At 61.3% G+C, this 19,719-nt stretch carries 19 protein-coding genes; 10 read left to right on the top strand and 9 right to left on the bottom strand.

What is annotated here, in order from left to right; all coding sequences use genetic code 11:
* Positions 1 to 12 precede the first annotated feature (12 nt).
* The 10 genes from FHK95_RS13765 to FHK95_RS13720 all read left to right on the top strand — a co-directional run bounded on the left by FHK95_RS13765 (position 13) and on the right by FHK95_RS13720 (position 10,146).
* Positions 13 to 1,836: an AMP-dependent synthetase/ligase gene (locus FHK95_RS13765; RefSeq protein ID WP_150305206.1), complete on the top strand. Its 1,824-nt coding sequence runs from the start codon at positions 13 to 15 to the stop codon at positions 1,834 to 1,836.
* Positions 1,837 to 3,015: an acyl-CoA dehydrogenase family protein gene (locus tag FHK95_RS13760; RefSeq protein ID WP_150305205.1), complete on the top strand. Its 1,179-nt coding sequence runs from the start codon at positions 1,837 to 1,839 to the stop codon at positions 3,013 to 3,015.
* A 45-nt stretch (positions 3,016 to 3,060) separates the two neighbouring features.
* Positions 3,061 to 4,077, top strand: coding sequence for an NADP-dependent oxidoreductase (locus FHK95_RS13755; protein WP_150305204.1), 1,017 nt, complete (start codon positions 3,061 to 3,063; stop codon positions 4,075 to 4,077).
* A 56-nt stretch (positions 4,078 to 4,133) separates the two neighbouring features.
* The gene (locus tag FHK95_RS13750) at positions 4,134 to 5,546 is read left to right on the top strand and encodes an MmgE/PrpD family protein (RefSeq protein WP_206668578.1); all 1,413 of its coding nucleotides are present in this window, start codon (positions 4,134 to 4,136) and stop codon (positions 5,544 to 5,546) included.
* Positions 5,547 to 5,574: 28 nt separating this feature from the next.
* Complete coding sequence (locus tag FHK95_RS13745; RefSeq protein ID WP_150305203.1) at positions 5,575 to 6,375, top strand: enoyl-CoA hydratase-related protein; 801 nt, start codon at positions 5,575 to 5,577, stop codon at positions 6,373 to 6,375.
* Between the two features lie 39 nt (positions 6,376 to 6,414).
* Positions 6,415 to 7,305: an SDR family oxidoreductase gene (locus FHK95_RS13740; RefSeq protein ID WP_150305202.1), complete on the top strand. Its 891-nt coding sequence runs from the start codon at positions 6,415 to 6,417 to the stop codon at positions 7,303 to 7,305.
* A 32-nt stretch (positions 7,306 to 7,337) separates the two neighbouring features.
* Positions 7,338 to 8,138, top strand: a complete 801-nt coding sequence (locus FHK95_RS13735) for an enoyl-CoA hydratase/isomerase family protein (protein WP_150305201.1) — start codon at positions 7,338 to 7,340, stop codon at positions 8,136 to 8,138.
* A gap of 111 nt (positions 8,139 to 8,249) precedes the next feature.
* Complete coding sequence (locus FHK95_RS13730; RefSeq protein ID WP_150305200.1) at positions 8,250 to 9,248, top strand: VOC family protein; 999 nt, start codon at positions 8,250 to 8,252, stop codon at positions 9,246 to 9,248.
* Positions 9,249 to 9,259: 11 nt separating this feature from the next.
* A complete protein-coding gene (locus FHK95_RS13725; protein WP_150305199.1) occupies positions 9,260 to 9,718 on the top strand; it encodes a MaoC family dehydratase N-terminal domain-containing protein in 459 nt (152 codons plus the stop codon).
* Complete coding sequence (locus FHK95_RS13720; RefSeq protein ID WP_150305198.1) at positions 9,715 to 10,146, top strand: MaoC/PaaZ C-terminal domain-containing protein; 432 nt, start codon at positions 9,715 to 9,717, stop codon at positions 10,144 to 10,146. Before FHK95_RS13725 ends, FHK95_RS13720 begins: the two co-directional genes overlap by 4 nt.
* A 19-nt stretch (positions 10,147 to 10,165) precedes the next feature.
* Here the strand turns inward: FHK95_RS13720 and FHK95_RS13715 are convergent, their stop codons facing one another.
* The 9 genes from FHK95_RS13715 to FHK95_RS13675 form a co-directional block, all read right to left on the bottom strand.
* Positions 10,166 to 10,966 (bottom strand): hypothetical protein, encoded by an 801-nt coding sequence (locus tag FHK95_RS13715; protein ID WP_235906785.1) that lies wholly within the window; start codon positions 10,964 to 10,966, stop codon positions 10,166 to 10,168.
* A gap of 141 nt (positions 10,967 to 11,107) precedes the next feature.
* Positions 11,108 to 11,809, bottom strand: coding sequence for a nitroreductase (locus tag FHK95_RS13710; protein WP_150305197.1), 702 nt, complete (start codon positions 11,807 to 11,809; stop codon positions 11,108 to 11,110).
* Between the two features lie 98 nt (positions 11,810 to 11,907).
* The gene (locus tag FHK95_RS13705) at positions 11,908 to 12,972 is read right to left on the bottom strand and encodes a phosphotransferase family protein (protein WP_150305196.1); all 1,065 of its coding nucleotides are present in this window, start codon (positions 12,970 to 12,972) and stop codon (positions 11,908 to 11,910) included.
* Between the two features lie 30 nt (positions 12,973 to 13,002).
* Positions 13,003 to 14,163 carry a CaiB/BaiF CoA transferase family protein gene (locus FHK95_RS13700; RefSeq protein ID WP_150305195.1) on the bottom strand — a complete coding sequence of 387 codons (1,161 nt, stop codon included), beginning with the start codon at positions 14,161 to 14,163 and terminating at the stop codon, positions 13,003 to 13,005.
* Positions 14,160 to 15,428 carry an acyl-CoA dehydrogenase family protein gene (locus FHK95_RS13695; protein ID WP_150305194.1) on the bottom strand — a complete coding sequence of 423 codons (1,269 nt, stop codon included), beginning with the start codon at positions 15,426 to 15,428 and terminating at the stop codon, positions 14,160 to 14,162. The genes FHK95_RS13700 and FHK95_RS13695 overlap by 4 nt, the downstream gene beginning before the upstream one ends.
* 70 nt (positions 15,429 to 15,498) lie before the next feature.
* Entirely contained in the window at positions 15,499 to 16,284 is a 786-nt protein-coding gene (locus FHK95_RS13690; protein ID WP_150305193.1) for an SDR family NAD(P)-dependent oxidoreductase, read from the bottom strand.
* A gap of 29 nt (positions 16,285 to 16,313) precedes the next feature.
* Positions 16,314 to 17,084, bottom strand: coding sequence for an SDR family NAD(P)-dependent oxidoreductase (locus FHK95_RS13685; RefSeq protein ID WP_150305192.1), 771 nt, complete (start codon positions 17,082 to 17,084; stop codon positions 16,314 to 16,316).
* 15 nt (positions 17,085 to 17,099) lie between these two features.
* A complete protein-coding gene (locus FHK95_RS13680) occupies positions 17,100 to 18,332 on the bottom strand; it encodes an MFS transporter (RefSeq protein ID WP_178114793.1) in 1,233 nt (410 codons plus the stop codon).
* Between the two features lie 141 nt (positions 18,333 to 18,473).
* Positions 18,474 to 19,652, bottom strand: coding sequence for an MFS transporter (locus FHK95_RS13675; protein ID WP_150305190.1), 1,179 nt, complete (start codon positions 19,650 to 19,652; stop codon positions 18,474 to 18,476).
* Positions 19,653 to 19,719 lie beyond the last annotated feature (67 nt).

Raw genomic sequence — 19,719 nt, 5'->3', positions numbered from 1 at the left:
AGAGGATAGGTCATGGAACCCACCGTAACGCAGCGTGAGAAGTCTGCTGCATCCATCCCACCCCGACACTCGGAGACAGTGGTGAAGGGGTTTCTTCGTACGGTCGAACAATATGGTGACAGCTTGGCCGTCAACAGTCTCGACGGCAGCATTCGCCTGACCTGGCAACAGGTGCGTGAACACGTCGAGGCTTTGGCCGCGGGCCTGAGCCAGCTTGGCGTGAGCCGTGGCGACACGGTAGCGCTGATGCTGAAGAATCGGCCAGAATTTCTCTTCGCTGATCTGGCCGTAATGAGTCTCGGCGCGACGCCTTTCTCAATCTATGCCACCTTGCCGGCGGCACAAATAGTGCCTCTATTGGACAATTCGGACGCCACGATCGTGCTGTGCGAGCGTGCCTTTCTTGATCAGGTACAGGGTGCGCAACAGGAATGGCCGGCACTGTCCACCGTTGTGCTGCTCGAAGGAGGTGGCGGTGCGGGCACTATCGATTGGACCGAAGTGGAGAAAAACGGCGCAGAGGACTTCGACTTCGAGACCTCGGTAGCCTCGGTACGGCCCGACGATCTGGCGACCATCGTGTATACCTCGGGAACCACTGGGCCGGCCAAGGGGGTGGAGCTGCCGCATTCTAGTGTGATCGCCTTTGCCACCATCGTTGAATACTGGCTAAGGTACTTCCCTGGGCAGCGGATATTGTCGTGGCTGCCAACGGCCCATACCACCGAGCGGGTCGCCGGGCATTATCTGCCTGTACTCAACGGCTGTACCATCACTTATTGCGACGACACTGCAAACATCATGGCCGCAGTTAAGCAGGTGCGCCCGCATATCTTCTTCTCTCCACCACGGCTCTGGGAGAAGATCAAACAGGGCATTGAATCTCAATGGGCGACCTTGCCTGAGGATATCCGCCTGGAAGTGCAACAGGCACTGCAGCAATCATTGGAGAAGGTGCATCTGGAGCAGGCGGACCAACCGGTACCGGCAGCGCTGGAGCAGGCCTGTGCGGAAGCTGATGCCAAGTTCTTTGCCCCGGTGCGCCATTCACTGGGCCTGGATGCGGACGGACTGTTCGTTGGTTCAGGCGGCACTATGGCGCCGAGGGTCTTGGTGGAGTTCTTCCACGCCATCGGCTTGCTGCTGGACGAAGCCTATGGCATGACCGAATCGGCTGCTTTGGGCACACGCAGTCCGAAGGGTAAGATCCGCATCGGCACTGTAGGTAAGGCGCAGCCGGGTGTTGAGGTGAAACTGGCCGAGGATGGTGAGGTGCTTATTCGCCATGCCGGAATCATGCGCGGCTACCGCAAGCAGCCGGAGGCCACCGCTGAGGTCAAGGATGCTGATGGCTGGTTACACACCGGTGACATCGGAACCGTGGACGCCGATGGTTACTTTCGCATCGTCGACCGCAAGAAGGACATCATCATCAACTCCTTTGGCAAGAACATGTCGCCATCAAGCATCGAAGGCGCTTTGACCAACTCAGGCAGCCTGATTTCCCAGGCGGTAGTGGTAGGGGATGGCCGCAACTATAACACCGCTTTGCTTACCATCGACTCCGTGCATCTATGGGCATGGGCCATGGAACACCTGCCGGTGGCATCCCTGTGCGAACTCCCCGAAGTGCGCAAGGCGGTGGAGGAGGAGGTGTCGCGAGCCAACCAGCAACTGAGCCGGGTTGAGCAAATCAAGAAGTTTCAGATCGTCGGTGGCGAATGGGCACCGGGCTCGGAGGCCGTAACGGCGACTATGAAAATCCGCCGTCAGGCGATCCTGAAAAAATATGCCGATGATATCGAGACTATGTACGGCGAGGAAGGGAAGAACTGAATGTCCAGAGAAGCCAACAACCGTTTCAAACGCGAGCTTTTCGACGAGGACCACGGTGCGGTTCGCGAGGGCTTTCGCCGCTTCCTACTCAAGGAAATCCAGCCACACTATGCGCAATGGGAGCGTGACGGCATCGTCCCCCATGAAGTGTTCGAAGGATTGGGGGACAGTGGTTACCTATGCATGGCGGTACCTGAGGAGTACGGCGGGCAGGGGTTGGACGACTTCCGCTTCAGCCTGGTGCTGACCGAGGAGTGCTTGGCCTTGGGAATGACCGCCTTGGCCTCGGGCATTGCCCTGATCAACGACGTCGCCTTGCCTTATTTCCTGGATTATTCCACTGAGGAGCAGAAGCGTCGCTGGTTCCCCGACATGGTTGCTGGCAGGCTGATTACCGCCATCGGTATGACCGAGCCCAGTGTGGGTTCCGACCTGGCAGCCCTGCGTACCACTGCGCGGTTGGATGGCGATGCCTATGTGGTGAATGGCTCCAAGACTTTCATCACCAATGGCATTAATGCCGACTTGGTTCTGACCGCTGTCAAGACCGATCCCGGCAACCGTCATGGTGGTATCAGTCTGCTCGGTATTGAGCGTGGCATGCCGGGGTTCGAGCGCGGGCGTAATCTGGAAAAGCTCGGTCAGCATGCTCAGGATACCGCCGAACTGTTCTTCAACGATGTGCGCGTCCCCTGCGACAACCTGATTGGCACGGAAAATCAGGGCTTCGTGCACATGATGACGAACCTGCCCCAGGAACGACTGAGCATCGCCAACTCTGCGGTGGCTTCATCTCGCGCAGCTTTGGAGTGGACGCTCGCTTATGTTAAGGAACGCATCGCTTTCGGCAAGCCGATAGGCACCTTCCAGCAATCGCGCCAAGTGCTGGCGGGGTTGCGCACGGAAATCGAGATCGCCCAGATTTTCATTGACAGGTGTACAACTTTGCACCTTACGAAAGAACTGACCGCTGAGCAGGCGGCCATGGCCAAGTGGTGGTGTACCGATCTGCAGGGACGTCTCATGGACCAATGCCTGCAGCTGTTTGGCGGTTACGGCTACATGACCGAGTTCCCCATTGCTCGGGCCTGGGCGGATGCGCGGATCATGCGGATCTTCGGCGGCACCAATGAAATCATGAAGGAGATCATCGGCAAGGCGGAAGGACTGTCAGGCTGAACTGATGATTGGTAGTTTTTCTCACGAACAACAAGGAGGCAGAAGATGCCCGCAACCGATGTCAATCGCCAATGGATATACGCGCAACGCCCGACCGGGGCGGTTGGGCTCGAACACTTTCGCTTGCAGGAAACATCAATTCCTGTTCCCGGCCCCGGCCAGGCGCTGGTGCGCCTGCGCGGGCTGTCAGTTGACCCCGCGCAACGCGCCTGGATGATGACCCGCACTTACCGTCCCCAATTGCAGCCTGGCGAGGTCATGGCGGCTTTCGGCATCGGTGAAGTCATGGAGTCCAATGTCCCCGACCTGGCGCCCGGTGATCTGGTAGACGGTGATCTGGGTTGGCAGGATTTCGCACTGGTCACGCCAGAAAGCGTTCGGGTGAGGAACAAGAACGAGTCACTGGAGCATCTGATCGGCGTTCTTGGCATCACCGGCCTTACCGCTTACTTTGGCCTGCTCGAAGTCGGCAGACCCCGACCGGGAGAAACCGTAGTGGTGTCGGGCGCTGCAGGGGCGGTTGGTTGTATCGCGGTTCAGATCGCCAGGATCGCTGGTTGCCGAGTAGTGGCCGTTGCCGGAGGGGCGGAGAAGTGTCGCTGGTTGACTGAAGAGCTAGGGGTCGACGCCGCCGTCGATTACAAGGCCGGCAATCTTCGCGAGGCTTTGAAGGCGGCCTGCCCCGATGGGATAGATGTGTACTTCGACAATACCGGCGGCGAAATTCTGGAAGTTAGCCTGAGCCTGATGAACGCGCATGGCCGTGTGGCCTGTTGCGGCGCGGTGTCGCAGTACAACCAGGCGGACTGGGGCGGTGGCCCGAGCGGGGTGCCAGGTGTGCTGGTGGCTAAACGCATTCGTATGGAAGGCTTTCTGGTTATGGATTTTTACAAGCAGCGCAAAGCCGCCGAGAGGACTCTGTCGAACTGGATCCGCCATGGCCAACTCAATCCCAGCATGGATATTGTCGAGGGGCTGGAGAATGCACCAAAGGCCCTGATTGACCTGCTCCATGGTACGAACCGGGGCAAAATGATGGTGCGTATCGGGGCCACGAGATAGCGCGGTGCTTGTCGCACAGTGGAGTTGATCCTTCAGACTTACTTGTGGAGATTACAATGAATACATTCGAACCGATCAAACCTGAACAGGATCCTGCTGGCAAACTGGCCGAGATGGTGGTTACCACGGCATTCGAGGATATTCCGACCGAGGTGATCGAGCTGGCGAAAAAGGCGATTCTCGACACCCTGGCCGTCACCATCGCTGGCTCCAAATGGGAAGTCAGCCCGCAGATCGTGGAGCAGGTGGTGGAGTGGGGCGGCGCGCCGCAAAGCCCGATCCTCGTATACGGTCACCGGGTACCGGCGCCGCAGGCGGCGTTCGCCAACGGCGTCATGGCCCGCGGCATCGATATGGGTGACGTGCATGTGACCGGCGGGCATGTCACCGAATGGAATATCCCCGCCATGCTCGCCGCGCTGGGCATCGCCGACAGGCCGGTAACGGGCCGGGAATTTCTCGCCGCTTATGTGACCGGCGGTGAGCTGGGTGTCCGGGTCAATACGGCAATAAATGGCACTTCTCATGCTTCTTTTGGCGTGCCCGGCGAGTACATGGGGCCTCTTTGCGCCACGGCCTCGGTAGCGCGGCTGCTCGGCCTGAGCGTCGAGGAGACCTGGAATGCCCTGGGGATTACCTATTCGAACCACGGCATGTCGGAAATGCAGAAGTACGCCGAGGGCACGCAGATGGCGCGTGTCCAGCATGCCTTTGCCGGCGAGACCGCGATCAAGGCGGCGCTGCTTACGCGCAAGGGGGTGACGGGGCCAAAAGGGATCTTCCTCGGTGTGCCGGGAGGATCGTTCCGGCATATCGGCTGGAGCGACGTCCGCCCGGAAATACTGACCGAGGATCTGGGCAAGCGCTGGATCTACGCCGAAGGGCTGTCGCTGAAGCCCTATTCAGCCTGCAAATACACCCACTCGTTCATCTCCGGCGCCATCGAAATCATGCGGCGTGATCAGCTCGACTACCGGGATATTGCCAGCGTGCTGTGCATTGGCAGCGATGGGGCGCGGATGACCATCGAGCCGAAAGACGCGAAATGGAACCCGAAAACCTGCGGTGAGGCCTTGTACAGCACGCCCTACACGGTGGCGACCGCGATCATCGGCGGAGATGTTTTCCTCGGCGACTTCACCATCGAGGAAGTCAATCGGGCGGACAAGCGGGAGCTGATGCAGAAAATCACCGTAGAGACCGATCCTGCGATAACGGATCAGTTCGAGGGCTTCAGCGTCGAGATTACGCTGCAGGACGGACGGGTGTTCCGGCAGAGCACCCCCTATGTGCTGGGGCACACCAATAACCCGATGAGCTGGGATGACTTGCAGCAGAAGCTCTGGAAATGCGCAGCCTATGCCGCCGTGCCGTTGTCGGAAGCCAAGCTGAACAGGCTCGTCGAGCTGTGCACGGACCTGGACGAGGTTGAGGACGTATCGGAGCTGCTCGGCGCGCTCACGCCCTGAACGCCATCCTGATTGAGGAGACACCGCTATGACGTTCTCGACGATCAATGTGGACATTTCCGATCATATCGCCACGCTGACGCTGAACCATCCCGACAGCCAGAACAGTCTGTCGGAGGCTACCCTGGGGGAAATGATCGAAGCGCTGGAGTGGCTGTGCACACAGGATGATGCGTGGGCATTGATTCTCACCGGTGCGGGGCAGGCATTCTGCTCCGGCGCCGACCTCGGAAAAATGGATGCCGTCGATGTCGATGGCAGGTCCCTCGGCGAGCGTGCTGCGGTGACCATGGATGCGCTCGCCAATCCGCTCATTCTGGCATTGCAGCAGTTTCCTCTGCCGGTGGTGGCCGCCGTGAATGGCGTTGCCGCTGGTGGGGGAATGGCTCTGGCGCTGGCGGCGGACATCGTGATTGCCACACGCTCGGCCTATTTTCTCACACCGTTTCTGCCACGTCTGGGCATTGTGCCGGACATGGGCGCAAGCTGGTTTCTGCCGCAACGGATCGGGCGTGCACGAAGTCTTGGTTTGCTGCTGCTGGGCGACCGCTTGTCGGCGGAGAAAGCGCGGGAATGGGGACTGATCTGGGCCTGTGTCGAGGATGATGTGTTGCTGGACGAGGCGAGAAGGATTGCCGGGCGGCTGGCCCAGGCACCGCCGCGTAGTGCCCTCGAAGCGCGTCGCGCGCTGGATGCGGCTGATAGCCAGGACCTGGTGGCCCAGCTCGGCTATGAACGGGATCGGCAGCGCGAACTGCTGGACGCACCTGCCTTCAAGGAGGGCGTGAAGGCGTTCTTCGAGAAGCGCGCCCCTGTCTTCGAGCGTTGATCCTGAATGCCTGTGCATGAGCAATGAGAGGAGGCACCAATGCTGCTTGACGACTTGATGTTCAAACCGGGGCTGATGCGCGGGCAGCGCATCCTGATCACCGGTGGCGGGACGGGGCTGGGGCGGGTCATGGCCGAAGCCTTTCTGCTGCTGGGTAGCGAGGTTTATATCTGCGGGCGTCGTGGAGACGTGGTCGAACAGACTGCCACCGAGTTGATGGCGCGGCATGGCGGCAAGGTAGTGGCTCTGACCTGCGACATCCGCCAGCCCGAGGCCATCGCGGCCATGCTCGACAGCATCTGGACCGACGGCGGCGCGCTGACCGGCCTGATCAACAACGCCGCCGGGAACTTCGTCAGCCGTACCGAAGACTTGTCTCCCCGGGCCTTCGACGCGATTGCCAATATCGTCTTCCACGGCTCCTTCTATGTCACGCTGGAGTGCGGCAAGCGCTGGCTGGCGGCGGGCCAGCACGCCAACGTCCTGTCGACGCTGGTCACCTGGGTCTGGAACGGTTCGGCGTTCACCGTGCCCTCTGCCATGTCGAAAGCCGGTCTGAATGCGATGACGCAATCCCTTGCGGTCGAATGGGGTGGCCGTGGCATACGCGTCAATGCCATCGCGCCGGGGGTCTTTCCCACCGAGAGTGCTGCCGCCAGGTTGGATCCCACCGGGGCCGCCAAACCCGGCGACGATGTGCCCATGCAACGCGCCGGGGAGATGTCCGAGCTGGCGAACCTGGCGGTCTACCTGATGGCACCGGGCTCCGACTACATCAATGGCGAAACCATCGTGATCGACGGCGGGCTGTACCCGGCGACCGGCGGTAACTTCGCCAAGCTGACCAGCTTGACCGACGAAGACTGGCGGCGTACCCGCCAACTCATCGACGAACGCAATTCCGCCGACAAGGCCAGGCGCACGACTTGAGCAGCAAACAAGGTATGGAGGCAGCAAAAAATATGACATACAACTGTCTCGAACTGGACGAGCGAGGCCCTGTGCTCTGGGTCACGCTGAACCGACCGCAAGCCCTGAATGCGCTGAACCTCGAACTGGTCGACGAGCTGGGACGCCTCTTCACCGGCTTGTACGTGCGCGAGGATATCCGGGTCGTGGTCATGCGCGGTGCGGGTCGGGCTTTCTGTGCCGGACTCGACCTCACGGAACACGCTGCGCAGACCACGACGCTTTCGGTGTCGGAGGGGTTGGCATCTACCCGCCGCTACCGCGATATCGTCATCGCCATGCGCCGCTGCCCGCAACCGATCATTGGTTTGCTCAACGGTCCCGCCTGCGGCGGCGGTTTTGCCCTGGCCCTAGCGACGGATGTGCGTATCGCCACACCCACCCTGCGCCTGAACGCCGCGTTCATCCGTATCGGCTTTAGCGCCTGCGACATGGGGCTCAGCTATTTCCTGCCGCGTATGGTCGGCAGTTCGGCCGCTGCGGAATACATGCTGACCGGGCGCTTCATCGACGCGCGGCGCGCTTGCGAACTGGGGCTGGTTAGTCGCGTGGTCGAGCCGGAACAACTCGATGGGGAAGCCAATGCCCTGATCGAGGATATGCTCAGAACCGCTCCTCTGGGGCTGCGCCTGACCAAGGAGGTGCTGGGCCATGCCATCGACGGCCCGAGCCTGGAAGCGGTGATCGCCATGGAAGATCGCAACCAGACCCTGTGCGCCCATGGTGAGGACTTCCGCGAAGCCATGACGGCGTTTATCGAAAAACGCCCACCTCGTTACGGTACTGCGAAGTAGGCGAGTGCTCGTGCCTGGCGATGTGATTAAGCCGCCTACGGGCGGCGTTTGGCCGGCAGGTCTGGCTATGCGGCGCGAATGAATAACACCAAGCTGGGTAAAGGAGGGTGCATGCCAGTACAACTTTCGGTTCTAAGCCATATCAGTGCAATTGTGGGTGACGCGGGCGACGCGGTACGGTTGCTCGGCGAGGTTTTTGCCGCCTCGGGGTTGGTGCGGGCGTCCTCGTCTTTCCATCTGACGAGTTCGGCGCGGATACTGCACGTGGGGCTCGGCGATGTCACGCTGCAGTTCGTCCAGCCAGAGCCGGCGGGCGGACGACTTCATCGGCTGCTCAGGGAGCAAGGTCCACAGGTTCATAGCCTTGCGTTTTTCGTCGACGATCTTGAGTCCATGGTGATTGAGTTCGCGCAGGAAGGCATTGCTATCCTCGAACGCTCGAGAATTGCGTTGCAGACCGCCACCGGTTCGGTCGAGGCGCCGGTCTGTGTGTTTGCGACGATGGACCGCCTCGGCTTCAACCTCGAACTGATCGAGGGCGCCATTGGCAGCTCGAAGGTCGCGGGCGATGATGAGCAGCCGGGCGCCGCGCTTTTTGGTAATTTGTCTCCCCTTCTGCATGTCGAACTCGCCGTTGACGATCTGGACGACCCCTGTGGCCTGTTACGTCGGGTGTTTGGCTCCGGGAAGGTCGAGAGCCGCTTCGCCGAGTTTCTCGGCAGCTTGGGTTCGCTCGATATCGTTCATGTGAATCTGGGTGATGTGGTTCTTCAATACTGCCGTCCGAAGACGGAAGATTCCTCATGGGCGCAACTGCTTGCGAGGAGAGGCCGTGCCATTCACAACATCACCTGGTTGGTGCGCGACATGCCCGAGACCGTAGCGGTGCTGACGCGACAAGGTGTGCAGGATCTGCGCAGTTTCTCGCTCGATTTCGGCAAGCTGGTCGGTAGCGAAAACGTTCCGGAAAATCTCGCTCCGCAGCGGATCGTCGATCTGATGCCAAGGCTCGGCTTCCATATGGAATTGACCGAAGCCTTTGCAAGCAATATCGACGACTTCATTTTCAATCCCTTCGCCAACTGGAAAGCGCGTCCGCAGCTATCATGATGGGGAACAGCATGCTGGACAGGACTCTGATTGGCCATTGCCTGACGCCGCACAGCGTCGAGGTGGAAAAGGGCCGTTTGCGATTTTTCGCCAAGGCCACGGGGCAACTCGATCCGGTCTATCTGGACGAGACCGCGGCGCGAAATGCCGGCTATCGACATATTCCGGTGCCGCCAACATTTCTGTTCTGCCTGGAGAACGACTCCCCCGATCCCTGGGCGCTGCAACGGCTGCTCGATATGGACCTGGGGCGTCTGCTGCATGGCGAACAGTCGTTCGTCTATCACCGGATGGCCTGCGCCGGCGATGTGCTCACCTTCGAGCCGCGCCTGAGTGACATTTACAGCCGACGTGACGGGGCTTTGGAGTTCTTCGTACGTGAAACGCGGGTCACCGATGCCAACACGGGCGTGCATATTGCCGATCTGCGTTGTGTGGGTGTGCAGCGCAATGACAGGAGGTCGGCATGAGCCGGATCGAACGCGACCAGCCCACTGACAACCCTGCTGGCCCGCAACCATTGCGGTTAGCTCCCCTCGACCGAACCACGCTGGCGCTGTACGCGGGCGCATCCAGTGACCACAACCCGGTGCATATCGACAGCGACTTTGCCCGGCGGGCCGGGCTGCCTGATGTCTTTGCCCACGGCATGCTGTCGATGGCCTACCTTGGCCGTTTTCTCACCGACTGGATACCGCAATCGCGGATTTGCCGGTTTGGCGTGCGTTTCGTCAGCAGGGTGGAGTTGGGTACCGCGCTGGTATGCAGTGGCGAGATTGTCGACATGGCCGAGCATGACGGGGAACGGCTGGCGCGAGTAGAGGTGCGTGTGACCTGCCAGGCCGGGGAGCTGAAAGTGGTCGGCGAGGCCAGCGTACTGCTGCCCGCCGATGACTGATGGCGCCACTTGCTACAGTTCAATGTCGTGCCTCCGCATCCAGCGCCTGCATGGCCCGCATCAGGTAACGCTCGACGGCATTCGGGGCCCATTGTCCGGGTCCGGGTCCGGGTGTGAGCAGGCGCTGGCGTACGAAGTGATAATTCCGAACCGGCCCCTCCAGGGCCTGCGCCAGCCTGGCATCCTGCGCTGATAGCGCGGCGAACCGGTGTTCCAGCGAGGCATTCAGCGCGACAATGGCCTGGTCGTCGGGAAGCCAGACGGTGGACAGGTAGGGGAAGGATGCCCGCTGATAGTCAAGCAGCAGATGGCCGATATCATGGCTGAGGTCATGCAGTGCACGGCGAATCTCCGATGTTGGCGCCAAGCTGTCGTAGAGGGCACTGAGCGAGCTGTCGAACTGAGCATGGGCGTCGATAACCGGGGGCAACCAGCGGGCATAGGCCGGCAGCGCCGAGCGCGCTTCAGTTCCGGACTGCGGCAGGTTCTCCAGATCGGCGATGGCTGTGCCCAAGAGCTGGGCCTGCTCGGTGATCGGGCCGTGGCCAAGCTGTCTGGACAGTTTCAGCAGGTGCGACATGTCACGCCTGTAGGCTTCGCCATTGCCGATATCGTAGGGGGTACCATTGATGAGATTGAAATAGACCAGCACGTTCGCTGTCACCGATGTCGCCAGCGTTCTCATCTCCTGGATATCATCCTGGCGACTTGTCGAGCCCTCGGCCTTGGCGGCCGGAGAGGATGTCGACAGCGCCAGGCACAGGCACAGACAGCCGAGAAAATGAAAATGGTGTTTTTTATTGTTTTTGTAGTGTTCCAAACAGGGTTCCCCCGTGGTTTTCATCCATAAAAGCGCCCTTGTCCCTCCCACGGGACAGCCGCCGCCGGTTGCCTGCCATACTTCTGGGATCGGTCCTGGGTGTCATCGTCCGAAACGACAGCTTTATACCCGTCACATGATTCAGCGGTGGAATCGTACGGATTGGGACAGCGTTCCCCGGCCAACACGGGCGGCGTTCGCTTTCACCTCGATATCCTCATAACCGAAGGAGATTCCCAGCAGCAATCGCTGTTGCGCTGAAATGCCGAGCTGTTCGCGTACCAGGTCGGGATACAGAGTCAGGGCGCCCTGGGCGCAGGAATCAATCCCGCGCGACGTCATTGCCAGCATCAGCGTCTGGGCATACATGCCACAGTCCGTTGCCTGGCGGACATCGAAGGGCACCGGCAAGAAGATGAAGGCTACGTGGGGCGCGTCGAAAAAGGCGAAATTGCGCAGGAAGGCTTCATTGCGCCCGGCCATGTCCTGTCTTTCCACACCCATGGCGCCATAGAGCTGGATGGCGGCATCGAACTGCCTTTCCCGGTGGACACCTTCATACTTGATGTCAACGGGCCAGTCTGGATGCATGTTTTCAGGAAACCTAGCCGCTGCGAGCAATCCCTCCTGGAGAGTATTCCGGGCCTGGCCCGACACCACATGGACTATCCAGGGTTGTACATTGCAGTTGGATGGCGTCTGCTGAGCAAGCGCGAAGACCTCCTGCAACCTGTCGTCGGGTACTTCATCGGGAAGGAAGCCACGAACCGAGCGTCGTTTGAAGATTACCTGGTCAAACGGCTGTGTGCCATGCGAAGGGGGCAGAGCGGTTTCTTTTTTCATGTCGGCGGCTCCTTATCTTTTGCTCAGTGTGTTGGTGATCGGGTGCGGCAGGATGGTCTTGCGCCGACGCCCGGTGCATGTTTGCCACGTTAGCTCCTCTACCAGTCGAGCGGCCTGCGGGTCAAGGCCATGGCGTGGTCGAGGGTGGAGGCGAGGACGGCGGGCATGTCGATGGTGCTGGCGTTCGGCATGGCCTCGCGCTGGTAAAGTACGATCAGTTGGGCCAGTGCGCCGATGTTGCGAAACATCGCCAGCAGCCAGTAGAACTTCACCTCCGGCTCGGGCAGGTGGGTGCCGGTCTGCTGTTGATAGGCCTCCAGCGCCATGCGCCGGGTCCACCAACCGGGAGCGGTGCAGGGCATGCACCACTGCCGTGCATAGACCAAGCTGTCCGCCGGCTCGCCCCAGACGCTGAGCATCAGCATCAGGTCGTAGTAAGGGTCGCCGATGGTCGCCATCTCCCAGTCGACGATGCCCTGCACGGTCAGGCTGTCTGGATCGACCAGCACGTTGTCCAGCTTGAAGTCCAGATGCACCAGGGTCGTCGGCCGTTCGGCCGGCTGGTGGGCGACCAGCCAGTCCCGAAGCACGTCGACCATCCGCATCTGCTGGCCCGACATGACCCGCGAGGCGCGCTTGTGCCAGCCGTGGATTTGCCGGGCGATGAAGCCTTCGGCCTTGCCCAGGTCGGCGAGCCCGGCCTCGGCAGGGGAGATGCGGTGCAGTTGCGCCAGGGCGCCGACGATCAGCGCGCTGAGCTTGCCGCCGATGTCGTCCACCCCAGCGAGCCGCGCCGGCAGTTCGCGGGAGATGGCGACCCCCTTTCGGAACTCGCTGATCAGGAAGGGCACGCCGATCACGCTGGTGTCGTCGCAATACGCCAGCCCGAGCGGCGTGGTCGGCAGGCACTTGCCCAGCCGCGAGAGGATCTTGTGCTGGCGGGCGAAGTCGTAGGCGCCGGGGGGCGCGTCGTTGTTGGGTGGTCGGCGGAACACCGCCGGCTTGCCATCGAGCGAAACGAGGTAGTTCATATTGGCGATGCCCGAGGCGAACTGGCGAATCTCGATGTCGCGGTCGAGGGTTATATTTTGCCCGGCGAGGTAGCGGGAGATGGCGTCCCAGTCCTGTACCGCTTCCCGGCTCTTGTCGATGAACATGGTCATGTGTCTTCCTGTTGTCGGAGGGGGCTGGATTCAGGTACCCGGCTGCGGCGGTAGCGCCCCGCTGGCGCGCAGCGCGTCGATCCGGCCTGGATCGAAGCCCCAGTCGCGCAATGCCGTTTCGGTATCGGCGCCGGGGGCGGAGGGGGCGCTGGGCCGTGGCGGCGAGCTGCGGCTGAAGCGTGGCGCCGGTGCCGGCTGGGTGACGCCATCAATGTCGATGAACATGCCGCGTGCGCGGTTGTGCGGATGGCCGGGCGCTTCATCCCAGTCGAGTACCGGAGCGAAGCAGACATCGCTGCCTTCCAGCAACGCACACCATTCGGCGCGGGTCCTGGTCTTGAAGATCCCGGCGAGCCGCTCCTTGAGTTCCGGCCAGCGCCGGTGGTCGTGTTGCGCATCGAAAGCCGGGTCGTCCAGCCCCAGTTTCTGGCGCAGCAGGGCATAGAACTGCGGTTCGGCCGAGGCGATCGAAATGCAGTGACCATCGGCGCAGGCGTAGGCAGCGTAAAAGTGGGCGCCACCATCATTGACGTTGCTGCCGCGCTCGTTGCGCCACAGTCCGGCGGCCTTGAAGCCCCAATTCATGGCGGCGAGCAGCGCCGAGCCTTCGGCCATGGCCGCGTCGACCACCTGGCCGTGGCCGGATCGTCCTGCTTCATGCAGGGCACAGAGGATGCCGAAGGCCAGCAGCATGCCGCCGCCACCGAAGTCGCCGATCAGGTTCATGGGCGGCAAGGGCGGTTCGCCCAGCGCGCCTATGGTATGCAGCACACCGGCCAGGGCGATGTAGTTGATGTCGTGGCCGGCTGCCTGCGCCAGCGGGCCGTCCTGGCCCCAGCCGGTCATGCGCCCGTAGACCAGTTTGGGGTTGCGCGCCAGGCAGGTGTCCGGGCCCAGCCCCATGCGCTCCATCACACCGGGACGGAAGCCTTCTAGCAGAATATCGGCTTGCGCCACCAGGTCGAGCACGGCCTCGGTGGCGCCCGGTTTTTTCAGGTCGATGGCCACCGAGCGCCGCCCACGGGCCATGACGTCGAAACGCGGTTCGACCAGTTTCATGATCTCGCCGCCGCCCGGCCGGTCGATGCGGATCACTTGCGCGCCCATATCGGCCAGCATCATGGCGCAGAACGGCGCCGCGCCCAGGCCGACGATCTCGACGACCTTCACCCCTGCCAGTGGCCCGCTCATGCTTCGCCACCCAGCTTCATGAAGCCGAACAGGTAGCCGGCGACACGGCGCATCTGGATTTCCTCGGTGCCTTCGGTGATGCGATAACGGCGATGGTGGCGGTAGATGTGTTCGAAAGGCTTGTGCCGGGAATAGCCCAGGCCGCCATGCACCTGCATGGCCCGGTCGGCCGCTTCGCAACAGAGCCGGTTGGCCCAGAAGTTGAGCATCGAAACCTTGTCGCCTTGCGCCGCCGCTCCGTACTTGTCCATCATCCAGGCGGTCTTGTGCAGCAGGGCGCGGACCATTTCGCACTGGGTTTGCAACTCGACGAGCGGGAACTGGATGCCCTGATTGCTCGCCAGCGGCTTGCCGAAGGGTGCCCGCTGCTTGGCGTACTTGACCGACTCGTTGACGCAGTATTGCGCCGCGCCGAGGCTCGCCGCCGCCTGGCGGATGCGGTTTTCGTTGAAGAAGCGCTGGGCGATCGCCAGGCCCTGGCCTTCACGACCGACGATATCGTCGTTGTGAACCTTGACGTCGGTGAGGCTGACGCTGGCGTGATCGGTGGGCATGACGAAGGTCCATAGCAGCTCCTCCACCACATGCCCTTCGGGTTGTTGGGGCTTGAGCGGCACCAGGAAGGCGGTGATGCCTGTGGCGTCGCCGGCCTTGCCGCTGGTGCGGGCGAACACCATGTTGGTGTCGGTCCAGTTGGCGCCCGAGTTCCAAGTTTTGCTGCCGTTGATGATCCAGTGCTCACCTTCGCGCCTGGCGACGGTCTCCATGTGGGTGGCGTCCGATCCGTGATCGGGCTCGGTGATCGCCATGGCCATCGCCGCGGAACTGTCGAGGAGCGACGGCAGGTATTTCCGCTTTTGCGCTTCGCTGCCAAACTCGATCAGCAGTTGGGCGGTGAGTACCTGCACGGAAACGATGGCGTGCTCGCTGGCGGCATCGTTGTGCAGGCCCAGGCCCTTGGCGTTCAGGTGCTCGCGGATCACTGCCATGTCTAGGTTGCTGCCATCCCGGCCGCCATAGGCCTTGGGCAAGGCGTAGCGGTAATGGCCCGCCGCGTCGGCGCGGCGTACCACGTCGGCCAACAACGCCTTCCAGTCCTTGGCGTGCTGGCCATCCTTTTCCCAATCGGTGCGCGAGTTCTCGCGGCGGTGATCGAAAAAGCGGATGTTGTCGTTTTCATTTTCGAGCGGTTTGATTTCACGTTCGATGAAGTCATCCAGCTCGGCGAGGTAGTCGGTCAGTTTCTTCGGCAGTTCCAGGTCCACGGGATAGCTCCTGCTTGATGGAGTTGGCTTCCAGTGACACCAAAGTCAGGCGTCTTGGGTTGGCGTTAGATCAATTGAGGCGGCCGAACGGGTGCGTGCTCGATACCCCACCATCGATCGCGATGGCCTGGCCGTTGACATAGGACGCATCTTCGCTGGCGAGGAATGCCGCCATGGCGGCGATTTCCTCGGGTTGTCCGGGTCGCTTGAGCGGATTGACCTGCCCGAGTCTGGATGCCGCGCCGCGTGCTTTGGCTGCGTCGAACAGCGCCCGGGTGCCTTCCGTCTCGATGAGCCCCGGCAGAATGGCATTGACCCGTACGCCGGTGCCGGAAAGCTCGTTGGCGGCCACTTGCGCCAGGGAGTTGATGGCGGCCTTGCTGGCGCTGTAGGCCGCATCCCCGGCATTGGCGCGCAAGGCCGCCACCGAGGAGGTGAATATGATCGAGCCGAGGCCTTGGGCGCGCATGTGACGGCCGGCATGCTTAGTGGCGAGAAAGGCGCCGATCAGGTTGACCTGCAGAACTTCCTGCCACTGAGCAACGGTCTGCTCAAACAACGAGACATTGCCAACCCAGGTTGCCGCATTGACGAAGAATATCTCTAGGCCGCCGAATTCAGCGATGCAGCGGGTGACCATAGCCTCGACGTCGGCCTCGATCGATGCATCCGCCGCCATTGCAATGGCGTTGCCGCCGGCGGCACGGATCAGCTCGGCGGTTTCCTCGACCCTGGCTGCGGTGCGGCCGGTGACCAGCACCTGGGCGCCTTCCTGGGCGAAGCGCAGGGCGCTGGCCCGGCCGATGCCACTGCCGGCGCCGGTGATGATCGCGCGTTTGTTGTGTAACCGTTGCATGTGTTTGTCCTCATGGGCCAATGACTGGCTCAGGTGCCTGCTATGGTCAGGCCGCCATCGGCCATGATCAGGGCACCGTTGATGTAGCTGCTGTCCGCCGAGGCGAGGAACGCCACCACCGCGGCAATTTCGCTGGCGTCGCCAAAGCGGCCGATGGGTACGTTCTGCTCTCTGGCGTGCAGGGTGGCCTGGTCGAATTTCCCCAGCGAGGCCGGTGTGCCGATCATGCCGGGGGCGATGGCGTTCACCCTGATGCCATAGGGGCCGAGATCGAGTGCCGCGGCCCGCGTCAGACCCGCTACCGCCGCCTTGATGGCGCAGTAGGCGACGGAGTCCTTGAGTGCCAGAACGGCGGCCGCGGAGCTGAGGTTGATAACTGTCCCGGAGCCGCGCCGCTTCATCTGCGCCGTTGCCGCCTGGGTTGCCCAGATGATGCCTTTAAGGCCCACGGCGAGCATCTTCTCCAGGGTCTCTTCGTCGATCTCTTCGATCGATTGATAGCTTGCCCAGACGGCGTTGTTTACGAGCGTCGCCAGCGGCCCGCCGAGGTCGGCTTCGATGCGCTGGAATACTTCACGCACCTCGCTGCGTCGAGCGACATCGAGCACATACGCGTGGACGTCCAGGCCATCGGCGCGCATTTGCGCGACGGACGCCTCGAGGCGCGCCGGGCTGATGTCGACGCAGGCGACGCGAGCACCTTCTCCGGCAAGGCGTTCGGCGATGGCGCGCCCAATCCCGCGCGCCGCGCCGGTTACCACGGCGATGGTTCCCTCCGGTTTCTGCTTGATGTTCTCCATGCGAGAACTCCTATCCTAATTGATGGATGCGACGGTGTCGGTTGTCTGGCTGGTTAAGATGGTCTTGGGAATGCGGTCGCTCAGCCTGACGGCAATGACGGTCAGGGCGGCGGAAATGGCGACGAAACCTATTCCCACGAGTAGCATGGTGTCGTAGGAGCCGGTCAGGTCGTAGGATGTCCCGAACAGTGGTGGCCCCGAGGCAACCCCGAGACAGGCCAGGGCAAACGCCGTGCCGTAGAGGGTGGCGAAGTCCTTTGCACCGAACATTCTCGATATCAGCAGAGCCGGAAAAATGGTTTGGTAGGCGTAGCCAAAGGCATAGGCAACGAGCAGCGCTATGACGGTGACCGATATGACCGGCTGCCCGTCTATCTGGGTAAACAGCAACAAAGCCACCGACCCGAAGAACAGGCAGACGAGATTGGAGTTGACCGTCCCGATACGGTCATTCAGCCAGCCCAGGATTATTTTGGCGCCTATCATGCAAAGCATGCACAGGCTGATGAAGGTGCCGACTTCGACCGGGCTGATACCTTTGCTCACCAGGTGAGCCGGGGCGTGCTGGATGAATCCGGTGATGGCTGCATTCGCGAAAAACATCCCCGTGCAGATGAGCCAGAACGATATTGACCGGTAAGCTGCCCTGGTAGTGATACCGGGAGGCGCGTCGAGTGGTTGGGTAGATGAGGTTTCTTCTTCTTTGGCGCCATAGGGCTTCAGGCCCACCTCCGACGGCTGGCTGTGCAGGAACGGTATGGTCGGAATCGTCAACGCCAGCACGACTATTCCGAGAAGCAGATAGGCGGGCTGCCAGCCGGCTTCCATGATCATGCCGGGAAGGAATGTGCTGGCGATGGCGGAATACACACCGGTAAAGGCCACGGCGATGCCCATGGCCATTCCCCTGCGGCGCTCGAACCAGTTGGTGATGATGACCGACACGGACAGCAGCGAGCAGCCGGGCAATGTCAGGCCGATGACAATACCGGCAACATAGAATTGCCACAGGCTGGTGAAGTACGACATGGCTATGAATGCCAGGCCTGCGCCCGTTCCGGAGATGGCGACCGTGGCTCTGACGCCTATCCTGGGCAGCATCCTGCCCCAGAACGGCATGGAAACCAGGGGCATGAGCGACATGATGCTGGTATAGAGAGTGAAGGCCGCCCGCGGAACCTCCAGGTCCGTGGAGACAGGCAAGGTAAAGAAGGACAGCAGGGTTATCGTTCCCAGCGGTGCGGCCAACAGGCAACTGCAGGCCAGCAACAGCCATGCTCTGTGAATCTTTTTCTTCATCATCATGGACAAGCCTCTATTTATTATTGTGACCAGCTCGTGTGGGTGAACCGGGCCTGAAGCCCAGGCAACGCCTGTCGCCTGGCTGGCTTACAGTGTCTTGGGAATGCGGTCGCTCAGCCTCAAGGCAAGGATGGTCAGCACTGCGGAGATGGCGACAAAGCCGAGACTGATGATCAGCATGGTGTCGTAGGAGCCGGTCAGGTCGTAGGATGTACCGAACAGGGGCGGGCCTGCGGCGACACCGACACAGGCGAGGGCATAGGCGACGCCATATATGGAGGCGAAGTCCTTTGTCGCGCCGAACATCCGCGATATCAGAAGTGGTGGGAAGATGCTGTTGTAGGCGTAGCCAAAGGCATAGGCAACGAACAACGTTATGCCGATAACCGATATGACCGGCTGCCCGTCCATTCTGGTAAACAGCAATAACGCCAGTGATCCCAAGAACAGGCAGATGAAATTGGCGTTGATCGTCCCGATACGATCATTCAGCCAGCCCAGCATCACTTTCGCGCCTATGAGGGAAAGCATGCACAGGCTCATGAAGGTTCCGGCTTCGACCGGGCTGACGCCCTTGCTGGTCAAATGGGCCGGGGCATGCTGAATGAAGCCGATGATGGAGGCATGTCCGAAAAACAGTGCCGTGCAAATCAGCCAGAACGCTCCCGATCTGTAGGCTCGTCTGGCGGATATGCCCGGCTGGGTGTCGAGTGGCTCGGATGCCGGGGCTACCTTGGCGCCATATGGACTCAAACCAACCTTCGACGGATGTATGTGCAGGAAAGGCGCAATGGGTATCGTCAGGGCCAGCACCACTATTCCCAGGAACAGGTAAGCGGACTCCCAGCCGGTTTTCATGATCATGCTGGGTAGGAATGTGCTGGCAATGGCGGCATAGACACCGGTAAAGGCCATGGCAATGCCCATGGCCATTCCCCTGCGATGCTCGAACCAGTTGGTGATGATGACCGATGCCGGCAGGAACGAGCATGCTGGCAAGGTAAAGCCGACGACAATGCCGGCAACGTAGAACTGCCATAGGCTGGTAAAGTATGACATCGCTATATAGGACAGACCGGCGCCTGCACCGGAGATGGCGACCATGGCCCTGATGCCTATCTTGGGCAGCATCTTGCCCCAGAAAGGCATGGAAACAATGACCATGAGTGACATGATGCTGGTATAGAGAGTAAAGGCAGCCCTTGGAACGTCCAGTGCGGTGGATACCGGCAAGGTAAAGAAAGACAGCAAGGTCGTCGTGCCCATGGTCGCCAGGGACTGTCAGATTTTTTGTGTTCGGGCTGTTATGGCCCGTCACCTGACAGGCCGGTAA

The organism is Pseudomonas saliphila (assembly GCF_008638345.1).
Lineage (GTDB): Bacteria > Pseudomonadota > Gammaproteobacteria > Pseudomonadales > Pseudomonadaceae > Halopseudomonas > Halopseudomonas saliphila.
This window is presented reverse-complemented; position numbering and strand designations above follow the sequence as displayed.

Bases quoted from the DNA above. Each gene is read 5' to 3' on its own strand.
- FHK95_RS13765 (WP_150305206.1), top strand. From the start codon at position 13: ATGGAACCCACCGTAACGCAGCGTGAGAAGTCTGCTGCATCCATCCCA.
- FHK95_RS13760 (WP_150305205.1), top strand. From the start codon at position 1,837: ATGTCCAGAGAAGCCAACAACCGTTTCAAACGCGAGCTTTTCGACGAG.
- FHK95_RS13755 (WP_150305204.1), top strand. From the start codon at position 3,061: ATGCCCGCAACCGATGTCAATCGCCAATGGATATACGCGCAACGCCCG.
- FHK95_RS13750 (WP_206668578.1), top strand. From the start codon at position 4,134: ATGAATACATTCGAACCGATCAAACCTGAACAGGATCCTGCTGGCAAA.
- FHK95_RS13745 (WP_150305203.1), top strand. From the start codon at position 5,575: ATGACGTTCTCGACGATCAATGTGGACATTTCCGATCATATCGCCACG.
- FHK95_RS13740 (WP_150305202.1), top strand. From the start codon at position 6,415: ATGCTGCTTGACGACTTGATGTTCAAACCGGGGCTGATGCGCGGGCAG.
- FHK95_RS13735 (WP_150305201.1), top strand. From the start codon at position 7,338: ATGACATACAACTGTCTCGAACTGGACGAGCGAGGCCCTGTGCTCTGG.
- FHK95_RS13730 (WP_150305200.1), top strand. From the start codon at position 8,250: ATGCCAGTACAACTTTCGGTTCTAAGCCATATCAGTGCAATTGTGGGT.
- FHK95_RS13725 (WP_150305199.1), top strand. From the start codon at position 9,260: ATGCTGGACAGGACTCTGATTGGCCATTGCCTGACGCCGCACAGCGTC.
- FHK95_RS13720 (WP_150305198.1), top strand. From the start codon at position 9,715: ATGAGCCGGATCGAACGCGACCAGCCCACTGACAACCCTGCTGGCCCG.
- FHK95_RS13710 (WP_150305197.1), bottom strand. From the start codon at position 11,809: ATGAAAAAAGAAACCGCTCTGCCCCCTTCGCATGGCACACAGCCGTTT.
- FHK95_RS13705 (WP_150305196.1), bottom strand. From the start codon at position 12,972: ATGACCATGTTCATCGACAAGAGCCGGGAAGCGGTACAGGACTGGGAC.
- FHK95_RS13700 (WP_150305195.1), bottom strand. From the start codon at position 14,163: ATGAGCGGGCCACTGGCAGGGGTGAAGGTCGTCGAGATCGTCGGCCTG.
- FHK95_RS13690 (WP_150305193.1), bottom strand. From the start codon at position 16,284: ATGCAACGGTTACACAACAAACGCGCGATCATCACCGGCGCCGGCAGT.
- FHK95_RS13685 (WP_150305192.1), bottom strand. From the start codon at position 17,084: ATGGAGAACATCAAGCAGAAACCGGAGGGAACCATCGCCGTGGTAACC.
- FHK95_RS13675 (WP_150305190.1), bottom strand. From the start codon at position 19,652: ATGGGCACGACGACCTTGCTGTCTTTCTTTACCTTGCCGGTATCCACC.